Raw genomic sequence first — 366 nt, forward strand, 5'->3', positions numbered from 1 at the left:
TCGTAAGCGCGCATTTAAGCAGTGCGCTTAGCTATAATCGAAGTCTAGCTGCACATTCCACGGCATTAGGTCGGTAAAATCATCATCACCCACATCTCGATTCGGCAACGTTTTAAATAAATGCACAAAGTAGTAATACGGATTGATGTCATTAGCACGACACGTCATCACAATACTATAAAGTATCGCGCTGGCCTGAGCACCATTAACCGATTTTGAGAATAGCCAGTTTTTTCTACCAGTGGTAAACGGCCGAATATCTCGCTCAGTAATATTATTATCAATCCCTAGTTCGCCATCTTCACTATACCGCATTAATTTCGGCCATTGATTAAGCGTGTATTTTATCGCTTTGCCAATATAACT

Annotated in this window: 1 protein-coding gene; it reads right to left on the bottom strand. The window is 41.0% G+C overall.

Features of this window, described 5'->3' with window-relative positions:
• Positions 1-27 precede the first annotated feature (27 nt).
• Positions 28-366 (bottom strand): transposase (locus H5058_RS18255; RefSeq protein WP_182679397.1); only part of this gene is annotated, 339 nt, incomplete at its 5' end.

The sequence above is a fragment of the Pseudoalteromonas sp. SR45-4 genome, assembly GCF_014163535.1.
In the GTDB taxonomy this organism is placed as follows: Bacteria; Pseudomonadota; Gammaproteobacteria; order Enterobacterales; family Alteromonadaceae; genus Pseudoalteromonas; species Pseudoalteromonas nigrifaciens.